The 18,278-nt window shown below is 66.5% G+C and carries 18 protein-coding genes; 12 read left to right on the forward strand and 6 right to left on the reverse strand.

Translation table 11 applies throughout. From position 1 onward, the window contains the following. Nucleotides 1-229: 229 nt before the first annotated feature. Together ACX80O_RS11335 and ACX80O_RS11340 are read right to left on the reverse strand one after the other, a co-directional pair. On the reverse strand, nt 230-697 hold the full coding sequence (locus ACX80O_RS11335; RefSeq protein WP_459308796.1) for a pyridoxamine 5'-phosphate oxidase family protein: 468 nt from the start codon (nt 695-697) through the stop codon (nt 230-232). Nucleotides 698-762: 65 nt separating this feature from the next. Further along, on the reverse strand, nt 763-1,464 hold the full coding sequence (locus tag ACX80O_RS11340; RefSeq protein ID WP_459333508.1) for a FadR/GntR family transcriptional regulator: 702 nt from the start codon (nt 1,462-1,464) through the stop codon (nt 763-765). A gap of 147 nt (nt 1,465-1,611) precedes the next feature. On the opposite strand from ACX80O_RS11340, the gene ACX80O_RS11345 reads away from it, so the two are divergent. From ACX80O_RS11345 to ACX80O_RS11390, 10 genes are all read left to right on the forward strand, one after another. Continuing rightward, nucleotides 1,612-3,000: an SLC13 family permease gene (locus tag ACX80O_RS11345; RefSeq protein ID WP_459333509.1), complete on the forward strand. Its 1,389-nt coding sequence runs from the start codon at nt 1,612-1,614 to the stop codon at nt 2,998-3,000. A gap of 48 nt (nt 3,001-3,048) precedes the next feature. Then, complete coding sequence (locus ACX80O_RS11350; protein WP_459333510.1) at nt 3,049-4,263, forward strand: CaiB/BaiF CoA transferase family protein; 1,215 nt, start codon at nt 3,049-3,051, stop codon at nt 4,261-4,263. A 1-nt stretch (nt 4,264) separates the two neighbouring features. Beyond that, complete coding sequence (locus ACX80O_RS11355) at nt 4,265-5,770, forward strand: carboxyl transferase domain-containing protein (RefSeq protein WP_459333511.1); 1,506 nt, start codon at nt 4,265-4,267, stop codon at nt 5,768-5,770. A 121-nt stretch (nt 5,771-5,891) separates the two neighbouring features. Continuing rightward, complete coding sequence (locus ACX80O_RS11360) at nt 5,892-6,512, forward strand: ECF RNA polymerase sigma factor SigK (RefSeq protein ID WP_459333512.1); 621 nt, start codon at nt 5,892-5,894, stop codon at nt 6,510-6,512. A 20-nt stretch (nt 6,513-6,532) separates the two neighbouring features. Then, nucleotides 6,533-7,354: a GAF domain-containing protein gene (locus ACX80O_RS11365; RefSeq protein ID WP_459308786.1), complete on the forward strand. Its 822-nt coding sequence runs from the start codon at nt 6,533-6,535 to the stop codon at nt 7,352-7,354. A gap of 51 nt (nt 7,355-7,405) precedes the next feature. Continuing rightward, a complete protein-coding gene (locus ACX80O_RS11370; protein WP_459308784.1) occupies nt 7,406-8,041 on the forward strand; it encodes a DNA alkylation repair protein in 636 nt (211 codons plus the stop codon). A 69-nt stretch (nt 8,042-8,110) separates the two neighbouring features. Continuing rightward, the gene (locus ACX80O_RS11375) at nt 8,111-8,272 is read left to right on the forward strand and encodes a hypothetical protein (RefSeq protein WP_459308783.1); all 162 of its coding nucleotides are present in this window, start codon (nt 8,111-8,113) and stop codon (nt 8,270-8,272) included. Between the two features lie 18 nt (nt 8,273-8,290). Further along, nucleotides 8,291-9,067, forward strand: coding sequence for a thioesterase family protein (locus ACX80O_RS11380; protein ID WP_459308781.1), 777 nt, complete (start codon nt 8,291-8,293; stop codon nt 9,065-9,067). Between the two features lie 58 nt (nt 9,068-9,125). After that, nucleotides 9,126-10,157 carry an aldo/keto reductase gene (locus ACX80O_RS11385; protein WP_459333513.1) on the forward strand — a complete coding sequence of 344 codons (1,032 nt, stop codon included), beginning with the start codon at nt 9,126-9,128 and terminating at the stop codon, nt 10,155-10,157. Nucleotides 10,158-10,252: 95 nt separating this feature from the next. After that, nucleotides 10,253-10,537 (forward strand): DUF427 domain-containing protein, encoded by a 285-nt coding sequence (locus ACX80O_RS11390; protein WP_459308777.1) that lies wholly within the window; start codon nt 10,253-10,255, stop codon nt 10,535-10,537. A 16-nt stretch (nt 10,538-10,553) separates the two neighbouring features. Here the strand turns inward: ACX80O_RS11390 and ACX80O_RS11395 are convergent, their stop codons facing one another. The 4 genes from ACX80O_RS11395 to ACX80O_RS11410 are packed head-to-tail and all read right to left on the reverse strand — an operon-like array spanning nt 10,554 to nt 16,628. Continuing rightward, a complete protein-coding gene (locus tag ACX80O_RS11395) occupies nt 10,554-11,909 on the reverse strand; it encodes a M1 family metallopeptidase (RefSeq protein ID WP_459333514.1) in 1,356 nt (451 codons plus the stop codon). Beyond that, entirely contained in the window at nt 11,906-15,778 is a 3,873-nt protein-coding gene (locus ACX80O_RS11400) for a Pls/PosA family non-ribosomal peptide synthetase (protein WP_459333515.1), read from the reverse strand. Before ACX80O_RS11400 ends, ACX80O_RS11395 begins: the two co-directional genes overlap by 4 nt. A gap of 38 nt (nt 15,779-15,816) precedes the next feature. Then, nucleotides 15,817-16,248, reverse strand: a complete 432-nt coding sequence (locus tag ACX80O_RS11405) for a DUF2177 family protein (protein WP_459333516.1) — start codon at nt 16,246-16,248, stop codon at nt 15,817-15,819. Continuing rightward, nucleotides 16,245-16,628 carry a DUF2177 family protein gene (locus tag ACX80O_RS11410; protein ID WP_459308771.1) on the reverse strand — a complete coding sequence of 128 codons (384 nt, stop codon included), beginning with the start codon at nt 16,626-16,628 and terminating at the stop codon, nt 16,245-16,247. The genes ACX80O_RS11405 and ACX80O_RS11410 overlap by 4 nt, the downstream gene beginning before the upstream one ends. Before the next feature lie 19 nt (nt 16,629-16,647). Here ACX80O_RS11410 and ACX80O_RS11415 point away from each other — a divergent pair, with 19 nt between their 5' ends. Then, nucleotides 16,648-17,391, forward strand: a complete 744-nt coding sequence (locus tag ACX80O_RS11415) for a lipoate--protein ligase family protein (protein ID WP_459308770.1) — start codon at nt 16,648-16,650, stop codon at nt 17,389-17,391. 49 nt (nt 17,392-17,440) lie between these two features. After that, on the forward strand, nt 17,441-18,247 hold the full coding sequence (locus ACX80O_RS11420) for a PIG-L deacetylase family protein (protein ID WP_459333517.1): 807 nt from the start codon (nt 17,441-17,443) through the stop codon (nt 18,245-18,247). Nucleotides 18,248-18,278: the final 31 nt, after the last annotated feature.

Consider the following 18,278-nt stretch of genomic DNA (forward strand, 5'->3'; position numbering starts at 1 on the left):
CCCCCCCCCCCCCCCCCCCCCCCCCCCCCCCCCCCCCCCCCCCCCCCCCCCCCCCCCCCCCCCCCCCCCCCCCCTCCCCCCCCCTCCCCCTTTTCGTCCGCGGCATTGGCGGGATTTGATAGTCGATGAACTCAACGCCGCCTCCAAGGTACGGTCCTCGCGATCACAACCGCGTTGGGCGTGGCGATCCTGGCCGTTGAACGCTTAGTCCGTTGGCAGTTGAGTCGGTTTACTCCAACCCGGCACGCACCGCGTCGTCGAGGCGGCCGCCCCAGGTCAGGGGTGCAGCAATCCGGAACCGCCGTCCAGTGACAACCTCGGGAAAAATGCCGACGAAATGGTCCTTTGTGCCGGCTTCCCACGGGACAAGCAATCGCCCGACGGAGTTGAGTACGTCGGGTGTCCGCTCAAGCTTGTTGGCAGGACCCTTGACGACGACGCTCCAGGCGACCCCGCCATGCTCACTGGTTCCGTCAATTTCCAAAGCGACCCGCTTACCCAAGGCAGAGGCCAGCTTGGTGCCATGGCTCGTCCGAAAAACCAACCTATCGTGATCAACCTTGTAGTTGAGCGGAAAGATTTCGGGCTGATCGTTGGCCCACACGGCGAGGCGACCAAACGCTGTCAGCCGCAGAAGTTCCCAGCACTCGTCGGAGGACAGGGTGTCGGTCTCGGGCACGGGCGCTTCAGTAGTCATGGTTTCGAGCCTATGGCCCCAGCGAATAGGCTCCTAGGGCCAAAAGACCCACCCCAACCGCCCAGTTATTTTAGCAACGCAACGTCAGAGACCAGATCGATGTGCGACTGCATCGCGGCCGCTGCTGCCGCCGAATCGCCGGCACGAATCGCCTCCGCAATCACCCGGTGCGACCTGAGCGACTGCTCCGGCCGGCCTGGCTGACCCAACGACTCAATCCGCGTCTCCAGTACCAGTTCGGCGATAAACGCCATCAGTTGTGCCAGCACAGGGGAGTGGGCAGCAGCCGTGACCGCCTGGTGGAACAACTCATCGCCGTGAGTGCCGCGATCTCCCGCGGCAATTTCAGTAGCCATCGCATCCAACGCGGCATCGATGGCAGTCAGGTCCGCCTCGGTCCGCCGATCGGCAGCCAGCGATGCAAGCTTCACCTCAAGAGTGCTGCGCGCTTCCGCAATCTCCGGCAGCCGGGACTGGTGTTCCCGCAGTTTTCTGATCACCGTCGCCAGGGAAGGCCGGTACACCAGCACCGCCCCGGTGCCGTGCTGGACGTCAATAATCCCCAGCACCTCAAGTGCCACCAGCGCCTGAGCCAACGTGGCCCTCGACACCCCCAGCCGTTCGGCGAGGATCCGCTCAGCCGGCAGGAGATCGCCTGGACCCAGCTGGGCTTCCTCGATGTACACCAGGATCTGCTCCACCAGTTGCTCGTACAGCCGGGGCCGCGGTGCGCGGGCGAGCTGCCGGGGGTCGGGCAGTGCGTTCATCAGCGGTCCTCAACGTCAGCGGGGAGATGTCATGCCAGTGTAGGGGTCGGGAAGGTCACAATTGACAAATGGATCAGTGTCTAACAGTCTAGTCCAGTGCGCAGGTAACGTGCGTCACATCACACTTTCACCGGCGAAAGAAGACCCATGTCCGTCCAACTCCTCTCCATCATCATCCTGGCAGCGATGTTCCTCATCGCGACGCTGCTGCCCGTCAACATGGGCGCCCTCGCCTTCGTCGGCGCTTTCCTGCTGGGTGCGGTCTTCCTCGGCATGGAAACCGATGACATCATCGCCAACTTCCCCGGTGGCCTGTTCCTCACCCTGGTCGGCGTCACCTACCTCTTCGCGATAGCTCAAAACAACGGCACCATCGATCTCCTCGTCAACGGCGCCGTCAAACTGGTCCGTAGCCGGGTGGCACTCATCCCGTGGATCATGTTCATCATCACCGGTGTCATCACGGCAGTCGGCGCCCTCGGCCCCGCGGCCGTCGCCATCATGGCGCCCGTCGCCCTCGGCTTCGCCGCGAAGCACAAGATCAGTCCCCTCCTGATGGGCATGATGGTGGTCCACGGCGCACAGGCCGGCGGTTTTTCGCCCATCGCTGTCTACGGCGTCATCGTCAACGGCATCGTCGCCGACACCGGCTTCGACTACAGCCCCATGGCTCTCTTCCTCTCCAGCCTGATCTTCAACTTCCTTATCGCCGTTGTCCTGTTCCTCGTTCTCGGCGGCAGGAAACTGTTCTCCGCACGGGTTGAGCAGTTCGTCGAAGGCGCGGCCGACGCCCGGATGCGCGCCAGTGTTGGTGCCCGCGCCTCGGGCGCCGACGTCGACTTCCGTGGCACCGGTTCCGGTACCGACTCCCTGAAGGGCAAGACCAACACCAACCCAACTATCAACGACGACGGCGCTGTCGCCACCGAGGGCAAGCAGACCCTGGCGCAGTACGCCACCATTGCCGGCCTGATCGTCCTCGCCGTTGTGGCGTTGGGGTTCAAGGTCGACGTCGGCTTCGTCGCCATCACCGTCGCCGTCGCCCTGGCGCTGATCTCACCACGGTCACAAAAGGGCGCCGTCGAAAAGATCAGCTGGTCAACGGTCCTCCTGATCTGCGGCATGCTGACCTTCGTCGGCGTCCTGCAGGAAGCCGGCACCATCGAATACGTCTCGGACGGCGTCGCCAGCCTGGGCATGCCGCTGCTTGCGGCCCTGCTGATCTGCTACATCGGTGCAGTCGTCTCCGCGTTCGCTTCATCCACAGCGATCCTCGCCGCTTTGATTCCGCTGGCCATCCCGTTCCTGGAATCGGGTGAAATCGGTGCGATCGGCGTCATTGCCGCCCTCTCCATCGCCTCCACAGTGGTCGACGTGTCCCCGTTCTCCACCAACGGCGCGCTCGTGCTCGCGAACGCCCCCGAAGGCACCGACAGGGACCGCTTCTACAAGCAGATCCTTGCCTACGGTGGCATCGTCGTCGTCGTCGGACCGCTAGTCGCCTGGCTGGTCCTGGTGGTTCCGGGCTGGCTCTAAGCCCTGAACCACCGGCAACCGGAAACCCCATTGAGCGGAAAGACCACCATGACCACAGCTACTACCAGCCCCGCAGAGCGGTCCGGCCCACTCGTTGGCACCCTCGTGGTGGACCTGAGCCGCGCGTTGGCGGGCCCGCACGCCGGAATGATGCTGGCCGACCTCGGCGCCCGCGTGATCAAGGTGGAGAACCCCGGTTCCGGCGATGATACCCGCGGCTGGGGCCCACCCTTCGTGGGCCCCGACGACAACCCCCAGGCCACCTACTTCCTGTCCTGCAACAGGAACAAGGAATCCATCGCCCTGGATCTGAAGAGCGACGATGGAAAGAAGGTCCTGACCGCGCTGCTGCAACGGGCCGACGTCGTCGTCGAAAACTTCCGGCCGGGCGTCCTGGACCGGCTAGGGTTCTCCACCGAGGTCATGCACCAGCTCAACCCCCGGCTGGTCATCCTCTCCATCACGGGATTCGGGCACGACGGCCCCGAGTCCAGCAGGAGTGGCTACGACCAGATCCTGCAGGGCGAGGCCGGCCTGATGTCGCTCACCGGGCCCGGTCCGGATGATCCGCAGCGCGTCGGCGTGCCAATCGCCGACCTCCTCTCTGGAATGTACGGGGCATACGGCGCGCTGGCCGCACTCCTGGAACGGGAGAAGACCGGCAAGGGCCAGGTGGTGCGGACGTCGCTGCTCGCCGCGCTGATCGGCGTCCACGCCTTCCAGGGCACCAGAACCACCGTCGCCGGCGAGGTTCCGAAGGCGCAGGGCAACCACCACCCGTCCATCGCGCCCTATGGCCTCTTCGGCTGCGACGCCGGCAAGGTCCAGATCAGCGTCGGCAGCGAAAAGCTGTGGCACACGTTCGCCACGACGTTCGGGATCGACGCGGGCCGTGCCGAGTTCGCCAGCAACGGCGACCGCGTGCGGAACCGTGACCTGCTGATCGGCGAGATTGAAACGGCCTTCGCCGCATACGAGTCCGAGCCCCTGCTGGCGAAGCTCAACGAAGCCGGCATCCCGGCGGGCAAGGTCCGGTCCCTCGACGAGGTGTACGAATGGGAGCAGGTGAAGTCGCAGGGCCTACTGATCGACGTCGAGCACCAGCTACTGGGCACGGTGAGCCTCCCCGGCCCGCCGCTGCGGTTCTTCGATGGCGCGGAGCAGGAAACCACCAACTCCACCCACACGGCGCCGCCACTGCTGGACCAGGATGGCGCCGACATCCGGCGCTGGCTGGACGACGCCCTGGCGAAGGACTCCTAGCATGTCTGTGGCCCAGCCGGTGCGCCATCTGTCGGCGGCGGAACTGATCGACGTCGTGCTCGACCCGGGCACCTTCATCTCCTGGGATGGCCCAGTGGCCGGGCCGCATCACGACGACGGGTATGAACGTGAGCTGCAGGCGGCCCGCGACAGAAGCGGCGTTGACGAATCCGTGCTCACCGGCGAGGGCCTCATCCGCGGCCGGCGCGTGGCAGTGATCGTCTCGGAGTTCAGGTTCCTTGCCGGGTCCATCGGGCTGGCCGCCGCCAATCGGATTGTTGAGGCTGTCGAGCGTGCCACCCGTGAGAAGCTGCCCCTGTTGGCCGGACCCGCGTCGGGCGGGACCCGGATGCAGGAGGGCACGCTCGCGTTCCTCTCGATGGTGAAGATTTCGGCCGCGGTCCGCACCCACCGGCGGGCCCGGTTGCCGTACCTGGTGTACCTGAGGCATCCCACCACCGGCGGCGTCATGGCGTCCTGGGGCTCACTCGGCCACGTGACAGTCGCGGAGCCGGGAGCCCTGCTCGGTTTCCTCGGCCCGCGGGTCTACGAGGCGCTGTACGGCACCCCGTTCCCCGAGAAGGTGCAGGTCGCAGAAAACCTCTACGACAAGGGGCTGATTGATGCCGTGGTCCCTCCGGAACTACTACCTGAGATCGTTGACCGGGCGTTGAACGTGCTGACCCGGCGGGCCAGCGAGCCCGTGGCGCTACCGGCAACCGTCGACGTCGTACCCTCCCCGGTCGGTGCCTGGACCTCCATCGAGATCTCCCGTAACCGGCGTCGACCCGATCTGCGGCGGCTGCTCGGCTGGGCTGCCCAGGATGTGCTGCCGCTCAACGGCACCGGCCAGGGCGAAAAGGATCCCGGCCTGCAATTGGCGCTGGCCCGCTTCGGCAGCCAGTCCTGCGTGGTGCTCGGCCATAACCGGTCCCGATCCACTTCGGAGAGTGCAATGGGACCCGCGTCGCTGCGCGAGGCTCGACGCGGGATGAGACTGGCCGAGGAACTCGGACTGCCGTTGCTGACGGTGATCGATACGGCCGGCGCGGCCCTGTCCAGGGAAGCCGAGGAGGGCGGCCTTGCCGGCGAAATCGCCCGTTCTCTCTATGACCTCATCGGGCTGCGGTCGCCGACGGTCTCGGTGCTGCTCGGCCAGGGTGCCGGCGGGGGAGCGTTGGCGCTTCTCCCGGCAGACCGCACCATCGCCGCCCACCACGCGTGGCTGTCGCCGCTCCCGCCCGAAGGGGCGAGCGCCATCATGCACCGCAGCACCGAGTTCGCACCGGCGCTGTCCGAGGCGCAGGGCGTCAACGTGGCCTCGCTGCACGCCAATGGTCTGGTCGACCACATCGTGGACGAGCGCGACGACGCCGCAGACGAAGCCAAAGCCTTCTGCCGGCGGATGGGCGCCGCCATCGAGTACGAGCTGTCGGCGCTGGCCGGGGCAGCCATCGACGGGCTGCTGACGACCAGAACAGCCAAGTACCGCGGCCTCGGACTGTGAAATGGCCCTGCCTTTGTTGCGGGTAGCCCGTCCGGATGGCATAGTTCGAACCGTGTGGGCCCCGACGACGCAGCAGCGTCGCTGGTCTCGAACCGCACACTTCACTTAACGGCGAGGTCTCATGTTGAACAGCACTACGCTCGATCCGGCCGATTCCCCAGTGATGGATCAGGCGGGCTCCCCTCCTTTGACCGAGCTTCTTCTGCGGACCGCTGATGGGGAGCAACCGGCCTTCACGGCCCTGTACGAGGTCACCTGCAAACGGGTGTACGGGCTGGTGTTGCGGGTCATCAAGAACCCCGCAATCGCCGCGGAAGTGGTTCAGGAGGTCTACCTTCTCCTCTGGACGTCGGCCGGCCAGTTTGACGCCGATCGCGGGTCGCCGCAGAGCTGGATCTTCACTCTTGCTCACCGCCGGGCCGTCGACAGGGTGCGCAGTGAGCAGAGCTCGATCGGGAGGGATGCGGCGTACAGTCAGCGTGCGGCCGCTGTGGGGCAGGACAGTGTCGAGGATACGGTCCACCACACGATGATGTCTGAGAGCGTCAGGAAATGTCTGGCGTCTCTCACCCCTCGCCAGGCTGAGGCCATCAATCTTGCCTACTATGGGGGGCTCACGTATGTGCAGGTCGCCGAAACGCTACAGATCAAGCTACCCACGGCAAAGTCGCGAATCCAGGCTGGCCTGATCCGCCTTCGCAACGCGATGGAAGCCGACGGCTACGACGCGCACTCCCGATGAGCCTGGAGAGGAGATAATCGATGGATCCCTACCTGCAGCAGTGGTTCGCGCGCCTTGCCGCAGTGAACTCCGGCCTTGACTTCGACTCTGCCTGGATTTACTACACCGGCATCGGCGGTTCCTGCGATCTGGTCGAATTCACTGCGTACCTTCATGGTCTGATGCAACTCGACGACCTCCAGCGGGACATGGTCTCGCATGCCATCAATGAGATGCTCGACGACGTCAACTCACCGGTGCGGCGTGCCGCGTACACCACCGACGACATTTCCCTCGCGACCGGGGTTCCCGTCGAAAGCAGCTTCGACAGCTGGACGGATACGGCGCTGCGACGGCTCATGACGACGTCGGCCGCGTTATTCCCGATGGACCGGGACGAGGCCAGGCGGTTACGGTCACTGCGCCGCACCGGCCTGATGGAAACCGCCCGCGAGGAGCGGTTCGACAGGATCACCCGGGAGGCCCAGGCAGTCTTTCGCGTCAGTTCGGCCTCGATCGCGTTGATCAGCCAGCACCGCCAGTTCATCAAATCGGTGGCGGGCCCGATCGGCTCGAATGTCCCGCGCCGGGTTTCCTTCTGCGACCAGACCATTCGGAACAACCGGGTGCTGGTCGTTCCCGACGCGCTGGTCGACGGAAAATTCCGCGACAACCCTCTGGTGCAGCTGAAACCCCACATCAGGTTCTATGCAGGGCTTGCGCTCCGCGGGCCGGACGGTTGGCCCATCGGCACGTTATGCATTATCGATGATCGCCCGCGCAGCTTCTCCAGCACCGACGGACTGGTATTGGAGCGGTTGGCCGCCAAGGCCCAGGAAGAACTGGATTCATCACCGGCGTAGCCGCGGGTGCGAACCCTGTTCGCGGGCGCCAGGAGTGAAACGGGAAACATCGTGAGTGACGCGGGAGACTTTATCGATGCCGCCCTGCAGCGTGAGGCCTCGTGGGAACGGGCGGCGGACCAGGGCGATGGCCTCCGGGTCTACGGCTCGTCGGTGGGCGCCGTGCGCGGCACGGTCCGCGATGCGTTTCGCCGCTACCGGGGAATGGATCACGACGCCGTGCTGTCGCTGAGTTCCGAACTGTGGTCCGTCCCGGTGTTCGAGCGTCGGCTGGCGGCCGTCGTGGTGCTGCAATCGAAGGGGTCCCTCCTTCAGGTCACCGATCTGACCCGCATTGAAGGGTTCCTGAGGCTTGCGGGCCGAGCGGACCTCACCGACCAGCTTGCCATCGACGTGGTGGGTCCCCTGATTGATCGGTTGCCGCCACGGGACAGGGAGCGTGCGGCTGTCGTGCTGGACCGGTGGGCGAGCGACGTCGACCCCTGGCTCAGCCGGGCGGCGCTGCTTTCACCCCTGCGGCCCCTGCGTGCTGGCGGCGGGGACTGGGACGGCCATGTTCGGCGGGCCAAGGCAGCGAGAGCGGCGAGCCGGGAAGGAACAGGGCACGACGTCGTCGGCCAGGCCATTGAACTGATGGGCGCCGCATGGGCAAAGGCCCGGCCGGGGCTGAGCATCCCGCCGACATGAGCGAGTGGTCCACCCGCGTAGAGTCGTAGGTGAGACGACGCCGTCGTCCAGCTATCAGAGGAGTACATCATGGGCCTGAGCGACACGATCAAGAACGCCATTGGAAAACTGGCTAGCGGCAACCGCGGAACCACGGGTGGACATGCCGGCGGCAGCACCGGTGGGAAAACTGGCGGCTCCGCGAGCGCGGGCATTACCTCCAAGATCCGTAGCTTCCTCAACCGGCGCTAAATCCGGGGGGCTTTTTTCATGGCAAGTTCGTACTACCGTTCCCTGGGTGAGAGCAGCTTCGAATCGACCATCCATGCTCAGGGCGCCTGGAACCCCAAGGAACAGCACATGGCGCCAGCTGCGGGGCTGCTGGCTCATTGCCTTGAGCAGTTCAGCCCCCGCCCGGATTTGCGGATGGCACGGCTGAGTTTTGACATTCTCGGGATGATTCCCGGCGGGTCGTTCGACGTCATCGTCAAGGTGGTCAGGCCTGGCAGGACCATTGAGCTGCTGGAAGCCGAGATGATCTCCGATGGACGGACGGTAATCCGTGCGAAGGCGTGGCGGCTCGCGAAGGCTGACAGCTCTGCCGTAGCGGCCATCGAGGACGCGCCGATGCCCGGACCTGAGTCGGCCGGCCCGTTTGCCGAGATGACCGCCTGGCCCGGCGGCTACATCGAATCGCTGGAGTTCCGTGTGGTGGATGGACACCGCCCCGGACGCGGGCGGGTCTGGCTGCGGACGCCGCACCAAGTGGTTGAAGATTTTCCGACAACGGACCTGGTCCGGCTGATCGGCCTGATCGACACCGCCAACGGCGTGTCAGCCCGAGTCGCACCGGGGCTGGGAAGCTGGATGTTCCCCAACCTTGACCTGCAGGTCCACCTGTACCGGGAACCGGCAGGCGAGTGGCTCGGCCTGGAGACGAGCGTCAGTTTTGGCACCGACGGCATTGGGCTGACCTCTGCGGTGCTGCATGACGTCGCCGGGCCCTTTGGGCGTGCCGAGCAGATTCTGACGATCAGGAAGTTGTAGCACTGCAACTAGGATGGAGTGGGGAAACACCACCAGTCGATCCAAAGGAGCACACACGATGGAATACCGGAAGCTTGGAAACAGCGGCACTGCCGTCTCGGCATATGCACTTGGCACCATGACCTTCGGGGCCGAAGCGGATGAGGCGACCTCGCATCAGATCCTGAGCGGCTACGTGGCGGCGGGTGGCAATTTCATCGACACCGCCGACGTGTACACGGCAGGCGCCTCGGAGACGATCATCGGCTCCTGGTTGGCCAAGAACCCGACCGAACGGGACCAGATGGTCCTGGCGTCGAAGGGCCGCTTCCCCATGGGCGACGGCGTCAATGATCTGGGGTTGTCCCGCCGCCACCTCCGCCGGGCGCTGGACGACTCCCTTGCCCGGCTGGGAGTGGACCACATCGACCTGTACCAGGTGCACTCCTGGGATCCGTTGACCCCGCTCGAAGAGACCCTCGGCTTCCTCGAGGACTCGATCAGCAACGGCAAGATCGGGTACTACGGCTTCTCCAACTACCTGGGCTGGCAGCTGACCAAGGCCGTCATGATGGCGAAAATCCACGGCTGGAACGCACCGGTCACCCTGCAGCCCCAGTACAGTCTGCTGGTCCGCGAGATTGAGTCGGAAATCGTTCCGGCAGCGCTCGACGCCGGCATCGGTCTCCTGCCCTGGTCACCCCTCGGCGGCGGCTGGCTGACAGGCAAATACCAGCGCGACACCTCCCCGACCGGAGAGACCCGGCTCGGCGAGAACCCCGAGCGCGGAATGGAGGCCTGGAAGGAACGCAACGCCAAGGAACGCACCTGGCGCATCATCGACACGGTCGTGGAGATCGCCGCCGAGCGCGGAGTCACCGCGTCGCAGGTGGCCCTCGCCTGGGTTGCGCAGCAGCCGGCTGTCACGGCGGTGATCCTCGGTGCGCGGAACACCGCCCAGCTCACCGACAACCTGGGCGCCGACGTCGTGAAGCTCACCGCCGGGGAGGTTGACCGGCTGAGCACAGTCAGCGCTTCTGAGGTCGCAGACTACCCCTACGGTGTGCCGGGCCAGGAGCAGCGCAGCCGCATGCTCGACGGCGGGCGCTGACCCGGGGCGGGGCGGGCGGCGGAATGTTCACGCCCCGTCAGCGGTTAGCAGTGAGTACCAACCCGTTGAGGGAACCTCAGAGAAAGGCCAGCACCATGGCAAAGGCAATGTGGAACAACGTGGTCATCGCGGAGTCAGACGAGACGGTCATGGTGGAGGGGAACCACTACTTCCCCCGGGACTCGGTCAAAACCGAATATCTCACCGACAGCGCCATGTCCACTGTGTGCCCGTGGAAGGGGACAGCGAGCTACTTCTCGCTGGAAGTCGACGGCACCGTCAACGACGACGCCGCCTGGACCTACCCCGAGCCGAAGGCCAAAGCGGAGAACATCCGCGATCATGTGGCCTTCTGGCGCGGAGTGACCGTCACCGACTGACCCGTTCCCGCCGGGGTCAGGGCAGCGGTGGCAGCCTGGTCCGATACAACCAGGGCTTCAATAACCCTGCGGCGTCGAAGCCTGCGACCCCGGCACAGACATTGTCCGCCACGGCGACCAGATCCGCGGTGGTGACGCTGCGGTGCCTGAACTGAGTGGTCCATGAGCGCAGCAACGTGAAGAAGAGCTGATCCCCGGCTGCCGTTCTGAGTGCATGCAGGGCGAGGGCGCCTCGCTTGTAGACCCGATCGTCGAACATGCGTACTGCCCCAGGATCGCCGATCACCAGGTCTTCCGGCTCGGCCGCCAGCTTGCGCCAGGCGTCTGCTGCTCGCTGCGCCGCCGAAAGGTTTCCCGACTTTTCGGACCACAGCCATTCGGCATAGGAGGCGAATCCCTCATGTAACCAAATGTCCCGCCAGGAATCCGCTGTCAGTGAGTTGCCGAACCACTGGTGGGACAGCTCATGGGCGATGAGCCGCTGGGATTCCCACCCGATGGTCAGGTGGTTCCGCCCAAGGATCGACAGTGACTGGGCTTCCAGCGGGATCTCCAGGACATCATCGGTGACCACCACCGTGTAGGCCTCAAAGGGATACGGCCCAAAGAGATCGATGAAGGTACTCATCATTTCCGGTTGGCGGACCAGGGCACGGCGTGCAGTCTCGCGTAACCCGGCCGGTGCGGCAGTGAACTGGGGGACGGGGGAGGTGCTGGAGCGGTCCAGCTGGTATCGCCCGATCTGCACCGTCGCCAGGTAGGTCGCCATCGGTTCGGGCTGGTCGTACACCCAGGTGCCGCGGCTGGACCGGGGGGTGTGGGAAACCAGCCGCCCGTTGCAGATGGCACGGTAGTTTGCGTCGGTGGTCACCGCGATGCGGTACGTGGCCTTCTGGCTGGGCAGGTCGTTGCAGGGGAACCAGGAGGGGCTGCCGGTGGGCTGTCCCGCGACCAGGACGCCGTCGGTCAGTTCCTCCCAGCCCAGCTCACCCCAGACGCTTCTCAGGGGCAGCGGGTTCCCACCGTATCTAATGTCGAGGGTGAACTCCTGGCCACCGGTGAGCGGTTCACCCGGGGTCACGACCAGGCGGGAACCCCTCGCGCTGACGCGCAGCACCCGTCCTTCGCCGAGACTGACCTTGGTGACCTTCAACCCGGCCAGGTCCAGTTCAATCCGGCGCAGGAGACGGGACGGCGGTCCGGCGGCACGGCCGGTGACGACGGCGCGGCCCACCAACCGGTTGCTGGCCAACCGGTAGTCAAGGTCAAGGTCGTAGTGCAGCGCCGTCCAGTCCGGGGAGCCGTGACCGGGCGTATAGGGATCGGGGCCGAGGGCGCTGCTGGCCCGCTTCCCGTCGACAGCCTGCGTCATGGAGCGGCCACCGGCCGTTTCCAGGGGCTGACCGGGTTACCGATCCAGTAACTCCCGGCGGGGACCGTCTCACCGCGCATCACCAGCGATGCCGGTCCAACGGTTGAACCCTGGTCCAGGCGGGCAGCGGGAAGTATCACTCCGTGCGGTCCCATCGTTGCGCCATCCTTCAAGGTTACGGTGTCCATCGACATCACCCGATCGTGGAACAGGTGGGTCTGGATAACGCACCCCCGGTTCACCGTGACGCTGTCACCGAGGGTGACCAGATCGGCTTCCGGCAGCCAATAACTTTCGCACCACACCCCATGACCGATCTTGGCGCCCAGCGCCCTCAGCCACCACACGAGCGTGGGGGTGCCGCTGGCGGCCCGCGCAAACCAGGGGGCGGTCACCGTCTCAATAAACGCATCAACCACCTCGTTGCGCCAGATGAAGGAGCTCCACAGCGGATGCTCACCGGCACTGATCCGGCCCACCAGCAACCACTTCACGACGACGGCGCTCACCGCGGCCAGCCCCCCGGCGGTCAGCATCACCACACCGCTGAGCAGGGCGGCCACTGGATACCCCCAGCGGACGGCGACGGCGTCGAGTCCCACGAGCACCAGCACAGCGATGGTCACGGTGAGCAGCGTCGCGGCGAGCCGACAGACCTCCCACGCACCCCGTGCCACCTTGAGGCGCCGTGGCGGGTCAAAGGTCCGCGTCTGGTCGGCATCCATCTGGGTGCGGCGCAACCGGACCGGTGGGCTGCCCAACCAGGAGGTTCCCGCCTTGGCTTTGGCTGGGGTAGCCGACAGCACGGCGACGAGGGAGTTCTTGGGCACCCGGCGACCCGCGGCGGTCATCCCCGAATTACCGAGGAAAGCCCGCTTCCCGATCTTCGCCGGGGCCACCTTCATCCAGCCCCCGCCGAGCTCGTAGGAGGCCACCATCGTGTCGTCGGCGAGGAAGGCGCCGTCGCCAATGGTCGTCATCTTCGGGACCAGCAGCACTGTCGAAATCTCGACGTTCTTCCCCACCGACGCCCCGAGCAGTCTCAGCCACACCGGCGTGAAGAGACTTGCGTACAACGGGAAAAGGAGGTCGCGTGCCAGGTCGAGGACCCGTTCGGTGGCCCAGACCTGCCAGCCGACCCGGCTGCGGACCCGGTGATATCCCTCCCGCAGACCGACGCCGAGCAGCCGCACTGCGGCAAGGATGAGCAGCATCGTTGCCACAAACCAGAGCAGGCCGGCCGCGGGCACGGACCAGAGGAGTTGCGGCAACGCGCCGGAAAGGGTGGGGGAGCCGCGCAGGGCGGCAATGAGGGGAAGCGCCGCGATCGCAGCGGCCAGATAGGGGATCCCGGCGAGCACTCCCGAAGCGGCCGCGAACGCTGGGAAGCTGATGGTGCGGGACGACGACGGTGGGGCATCGGGCCAGATGGGTTTGGCCTTTCCCACCCGGGTCGCGGGGGATCCTGCGTACTGCTGACCGGGCCGGACCTTCCCCAGCACGGCAGAACCTGGTGCAACCTGGGAGTCGGCGCCGATTCGCGCGCCGGGCATCAGCGTGCTCCGGGTACCGACGACCGCGCGTTCCCCGACGCTGACCCTGCCAATGTGGACCAGGTCGCCGTCGACCCACCAGCCGGAAAGGTCAACTTCGGGTTCAACGGAGCTACCGCTGCCGAGGTGGAGCATCCCGGTGACCGGTGGAACCGAGTGGAGGTCGACGTCGCGCCCGATCTTTGCACCCAGGGCCCTGGCGTAATAGGTGACCCACGGCGCGCTGGCCAGGCTTACAGCGGCCGCCATGTCGGCGATCTGCTCGGCGAGCCACAGTTTGAGGTGCACCCTGCCGCTGCGGGGGTAGCTTCCCGGCCGGACGCCGCGGAGCAGGATCCGGGCGGCAGCCACGGAGATTCCCATCCGGCCGAGCGGGCTCACGAAGACCGTCCAGCTGGCGAGGATCCACCACCAGGACACGGTCGGTGCGGCTGACACGCCGGCGACGGCGAGCACCTGGTTGATGATCATCAGATAGGTCAGCCAGCGCATGCCGACCAGCAGGTGGAGCGGGAGCCCCATCAGGGTCTGGAACACCTGGGCTTTTCGGGTGGTGCGGGCGACATGTCGTTCAACCCTGATCGTTCCGCCAACCGGCTCCGAATGGCGCACCATCTCGATCAGGGCGCCCACCCGCGGATGAGCGTAGATATCGGCCACCGTGACGGTGGGATAGTGCTGCCGCAGGGCTGAAACCAGTTGCGCCGCTGACAGGCTGCCGCCGCCATAGGCGAAGAAGTCGGCGTCCAATCCCGACGCCGGCAGACCGAGCACCGCAGTCCACTGATCTACCACCCATTGGGCTTCGTCGTTGAGCAGCGGCACGTCGCCGTCGCCAGCCTGGGCCAGCGGCCAGGGCAGGGCCGCCCGGTCCACCTTCCCGCTGGTCTTGGTGGGAAGGGAAGCGGCCTCGCTGAGCATCGGGATGAGCGCTGCGGGTAGTGAACCGGCGAGCTGGGAGCGTAGGCTCGGCAGGTCGAGCGGCGCACCCGCTGGCACCAGATAGCCCACCAGCACTTGGTTGCCGGCGGCGGTGGTCTGCACTGCCGCAGCGGCGCCGGCGACGCCGGGGAGGGACTGCAGGGCGGCGTCGACTTCGCCGAGCTCAATGCGCCTCCCGCCGAGCTTGACCTGTTCATCGGCGCGTCCCATGAATTCCAGGCCGGCCGGGTCAAACCTGACCAGGTCACCACTGCGGTACGCCCGGTCCCAGCCCAGCGACGGCATGGCGGCGTACTTCTCCTTGTCCTTCTGCGGATCAAGGTATCGGGCCAGACCGACTCCGCCAATGATCAGCTCGCCGATGTCCCCTGCGGCCACCGGGACGCCCGAGCCGTCGACGACGGCGAGGTCCCAGCCGTCCAGGGGGAGGCCGATGCGCACCGGGCCGGGACCGCCCAACAGGGCGGCGCAGGCGACGACTGTCGCCTCGGTGGGGCCATAGGTGTTCCACAGTTCCCGGTCGTCGGTGGCGAGCCGCGCTGCCAATTCGGGAGGGCAGGCTTCGCCGCCGAAGATGAGCAGTCTGACCGCTTCAAGCGACTCGACCGGCCAGAGGGCGGCGAGGGTGGGCACCGTGGAGACCATGGTGATGCCGTGGGTGATCAGCCAGGGACCCAGATCCATGCCCGAGCGGACGAGTGCCCGTGGGGCGGGAACCAGGCATGCACCGTTGCGCCAGGCGAGCCACATCTCCTCACAGGACGCGTCGAAGGCCACCGAAAGTCCGGCGAGGACGCGGTCGGTGGGGCCTGCAGGTTCGGCCTGCAGGAACAACCGGGCTTCGGCGTCGACAAAGGCTGCCGCCGAGCGGTGGGTGACCGCAACCCCTTTGGGCGTTCCGGTGGACCCGGAGGTGAAGATGATCCACGCGTCATCGTCCGGGCGGGGCATGCGCGGTGTCGTGAACGGCGCATTCCTGCCCTTCTGCACCACCGGCGCGCGCCCCGCCCTGATAATTCCGGCGACGCCCGCCTCGGAGAACACGAGTTTGGCGCGCTCGTCGGGGTCGTCGGCGTCGACCGGGACGTAGGCGGCTCCGATCAGCAGAGTACCGAGGATGGCGATATACAGCTCGGCGGTGCCGGACGGGATCCGGATGCCGATCCTGTCCCCGGCACCCAGCCCGGCCAGGTGAAGCTCCTTCCCCATGGCACGGACGCTGGACAGTAACTCGGCGTAACTGAGGCTGGTGGCGCCGTCGTCGAGCGCTGAGGCGTCAGGAAAAGCCTCCGCCGTAGCGGTGAGGATGTCGATCAGGGTGCGCGGCTGCGGGGCCGCTGACCGGCGGGAAAGTTGCGGGGTATGCGGCGTCACCTGATAAGTGTCCCACCCGGGAACGCTGCGCGCGGCGGCTACACGCCGTCGTCGTGCAGCGGTGTACCGCGCTGGCTGATGCGCCTGATGGTTGAGCAGGCTGCAGCGCAAATACCGGCGGTCAGGACGGTGCCCCAGACGGTGTCGATGAGGAGCATCTGTGCCGGCCAGTCGCGGAGGGTCGCGGCATTGGTGAAGCCGTAGGTGCCGTAGGCGGCGAAGCCGAGGACCGCGCCGGATAGTGCAGCAGCTTTCAGGCTGTCCTTCTCCAGGGCGGGCCGGACGGCGAGCCAGCAGGCTGCCGCAGCGTAGGCAAGATAGAACACCACCGCATACCCGAGTGATGCCTGTTCGGCCATCAGCGGTCCGATCCAGCCCCGGTACGTTCCCGCCATCGCGAGCAGCCAGGGGATGTCGAACAGCAGGAAAAAAGCGGCCACCACCGCTGTGTCGCGGGCGAACCGGATCATGCGAACACCAGGTACGTGACCAGGGTGATCAGGGCCGTCAGGGCGGTGCCCCAGGCGAGGTCGACGGCGACCAGGACGGCCGGCCACCGTTTGAGCGTTGAGGCGTTGGTGAGGTCATAGGTCGCGTAGGCGAAGAAGCCCAGCGCCCCACCATAACCCAACGCCGCCCACCAGGACTCGGCGGCCAGTGCGGGTTGGACGGCGAACAACACGATGCCGGCTACATAGATTAGGTAGAACGCCGCCGCGTAGAGAAAATTGGGTCTGTCGGCAAGCTGGTCGCCCAGCTGCTGACGATAGAAGGTGCTCATTGATTTGAGCCAGATTGCGTCGAGCAGCAGGAATGTCGCTGCGGCGACCAGAAACTGCAGGAAGACCATGGACAGGAGCCTAACCTAGATGACCGGGACGGACCTGCTGGTGGTGCGCGACGGCGCTTCGGCCGGGGCTGCGGCAGATCTCGCGGAGGGCATTGGGCTGCTGCGCGCCGTGGCTGCGGGGCAGCGGCCCGCCACACTGCGGCTGTACCGGCCCGAACCCACCCTGGCCTTTGGGCAACGGGACACCCGGTTGGCCGGGTTCGCGTCAGCTGAGGCTGCTGCGCGGTCGCACGGGTTTGAGCCGCTGGTCCGCCGGGCGGGCGGCCGGGCTGCTGCCTACCACCGCGGGTGTTTGGTGATTGATCATGTCGAGCCGCAGAGCGATGCGGTTGCCGGGTCTCGGAAACGTTTTGCCGGATTTGGTGGACTCCTTGCGTCAGCACTGCGCTCGGTGGGTGTGGACGCGGCTGTAGGGGAGATTCCCGGCGAATACTGCCCCGGCGAGTACAGCGTGCATGGGGTGAGTGCGGGTGGGCAACGTCTGAAGCTGGTCGGGACGGCCCAGCGGGTGGTGTCCGGTGCGTGGCTTTTTTCTTCGGTGGTCGTGGTGGAAAATTCGGCTCCGATCCGGGCGGTGCTGACGTCGTCGTACGCCGCGATGGGACTGGACTGGGACCCCGCCACGGCCGGCGCTGCCAACGATCTCGTCCCCGGGGTGACCGTCGACGACGTCGGGCGTGCCATCCTGGCCGCCTACCGGCACGCAGGCTACACCCTTCAGCTGTCGGAGGCTTCCGCAGCCCTCCTGCCCGGCGTATCCTGACTCCAGGATGACCGTTCGGAGCTGATCGAAGCCGGTGTGGAGGCAGGGTATGGCACGAACCGCAGACCCGCAGGCGCGGTCAGTGATGCTGGTGGTCGCCCACCCCGACGACGACGCCTACGGACTGGCGGGAAGCGTCGCGTTGCACGCGGCTGACCCAGGTTTCCGGTTCACGCTGGTTCATGCGACCGACGGTGCTGCGGGGGAAATCCCACCGGATTTTCCGGCCACCCGGGAGTCCCTGGGCGCGGTGCGTCGGGGCGAGTGCCGCAACGCCTGGCGAGCGCTGGGACGTGTTCCCGACCGGCACATCTGGCTGGACTACGCGGACGGGGCGCTGGCCGCGGTGCCCTTTGAGGAACTGGTGGACCGGATCGGTGCCCTGTTGGAGGAGGAACACCCCGATGTGGTGGCCACCTTCGGGCCGGACGGGATCACCGGGCACCCCGATCACATTACGGTGGGGCGGGCCACCGATGAGGCCTTTCATCGACGCCGGGCTGCCGGTGGGCCGGGGCTGCGCAGACTGCTCCACGGGGCCATGAAAGCGTCAACGTTTGAGCGCTGGAATGCCGCACGGGTGCGTGCGGGCAAGGAAGCCTGGGATCCGTCCAGGGTTTATCACCTGCGCGGTGTGCCCGACGAATCGATTGGCCTGGAGGTGGACACCACAGCCGTGGCCGACCGGATCGTCGCCGGGCTGTCGCAACACCGGAGCCAACTCCATCTGATCTCGGATCCCACCCGCAGCGCCGGCGACTGGCGGCGGACCGTCGGCCGAGAGTTTTTCGTCGTCGCCTGGCCGCCCCGGACGTCCAAGGATCCGGTGCTCCACGACATTTTCGAGGGGCTCTAGGGTTTGGATCTAAGCGACGACCGCCCCGCGG

Source organism: Arthrobacter glycogeni (genome assembly GCF_054511155.1).